Source organism: Dactylosporangium sp. NPDC006015, from assembly GCF_040614215.1.
Classification (GTDB): Bacteria; Actinomycetota; Actinomycetes; order Mycobacteriales; family Micromonosporaceae; genus Dactylosporangium; species Dactylosporangium maewongense.
Window position 1 is genome coordinate 1 of sequence record NZ_JBEXUD010000116.1, and the last position, 1767, is coordinate 1767.

The following is a 1767-nucleotide window of genomic DNA, read 5'->3' on the forward strand; positions in this document are numbered from 1 at the left end:
TTGAAAATCAAACGCGCCCGCTCTGAACTCCAAATATCTTAGGCTGTTATTCCCATTAATACCTTGATTTCAGTAGACACCGAAAAGCCGAAGAGAGTGCCTTCTTTTCGGGTTTTCTTATATAATCCTCGAATGGCTTCCATGCCCTTAATCGTGGTAGAGGCAGTGCGTAAACTTCGATAGAATTTATTGCGTCTCTTTACTGGACGATGGTCTTGTTCAATCAAATTATTCAGGTATTTAATGGTACGATGTTCTGTCCCTTGATAAAAGCCGTATTCTTTTAGTTTCTTAAAGGCACTTGTAATAGAGGGGGCTTTATCTGTGACTACAACCTTCGGTTCATCAAACTGCTTCACTAACCGCTTAAGAAAAGCATAGGCTGCTTGTGTGTCCCGTTTTTTACGTAACCAAATATCCAAGGTTAAACCATCTGCATCGATGGCTCGATACAAATAATGCCATTTTCCTTTAATTTTGATGTACGTTTCATCCATTTTCCATGAATAAAAGGATTTTTTATTTTTCTTTTTCCAAATTTGATAGAGTAGTTTGCCATATTCTTGTACCCAACGATAAATCGTCGTATGAGAAACGTTAATGCCACGATCATATAAGATTTCTTGAACTTCACGATAGCTAAGGTTATAACGAAGATAGTAGCCCACGGCTACAATAATCACATCCTGCTGAAATTGCTTTTCTTTAAAATGATTCATCGTCATTCCTCCTGCTATCTTTTTCTATTATTCTACCTTATTTGATAGTAGATTTAAAACTTTGCAACAGAACCCTATATTCGTTACAATGGTTATGGGAAGTTTTTCAAAAGGTTAAGAAAAGCTTACGGGGGTTTTTGAAATCAAAAAGTAGTAGGGGACGATAAAATGAAACATACACACAAAATCATATTGGCTGTCACTTCTGTATGCACTGTTATTATTCTAGGTGTAAGTATCTTTTTTGTTACACAAGCAGTAACAAACAATAAATTAGAAAACACTAGTCAAACAACTCAACACTCAAGCAGCAGCTCAAAACCTGTTGAAGATAAACAAACGACGAAACAGCTTGATCAAGCAAAACAGCTTGCTGCAAGTTATCATTATGATGAAGCCATCGCCTTACTTGAAAAAGACGACGCCAAAGAAGCGCAACAATTGTTAGCAACTTTGAAAAAAGAAAAAGAATCCTTGGTAAAATGGGAAGACCCGACCAAAATCTCACACGTCTTCTTTCATAGTCTGATTGTTGATCCAGCTAAGGCTTTTCATACCCAGCAAGCACAAGGGTATAAAGATTATATGGTCACTATTTCCGAATTCAATAAAACCATTGATCAGTTATATAAAAATAACTATGTTCTTGTTAATCTAAATGGATTAGTCAAAAAAGGAACAGATGGAAAACTGACCTTTACAGGTGTTTCTCTTCCAGAAGGAAAGAAACCGTTAATTCTTTCGCAAGACGATGTCAGCTATTATGAATACATGGACAATTCAGGATTTCCAAGTAAGTTGATTGTCGATAAACAGAACCAAATCAAGAATATTTATATCGACAATAAGAAGGAAACTGTTGGTGACTATGATATGGTTCCATTGATCGATTCATTCATTAAAAAACATCCCGATTTTTCTTATCAAGGCGCCAAAGGAACATTAGCTTTAACAGGCTATAATGGTGTATTAGGTTACCGTACATCAAAATCAGAATATGGTGATAACGAAAAAACAAACAAAGAAATCGAAGCAGCCAAAAAAGTTG

At 35.8% G+C, this 1767-nt stretch carries 1 protein-coding gene and 1 pseudogene; one reads left to right on the forward strand and one right to left on the reverse strand.

The genetic code is table 11. The annotated features are described in order from the left end of the window. Nucleotides 1-38: 38 nt before the first annotated feature. The gene (locus ABZ321_RS58175; protein ID WP_046124060.1) at nt 39-719 is read right to left on the reverse strand and encodes an IS6-like element IS1216 family transposase; all 681 of its coding nucleotides are present in this window, start codon (nt 717-719) and stop codon (nt 39-41) included. Between the two features lie 168 nt (nt 720-887). Between ABZ321_RS58175 and ABZ321_RS58180 the strand changes: the two are divergent. Beyond that, a pseudogene (locus ABZ321_RS58180) lies at nt 888-1767 on the forward strand (hypothetical protein); the annotation flags it as partial.

Excerpts from the sequence above, each read along its gene's own strand:
- ABZ321_RS58175 (WP_046124060.1), bottom strand. The coding sequence starts at position 719 with ATGAATCATTTTAAAGAAAAGCAATTTCAGCAGGATGTGATTATTGTA.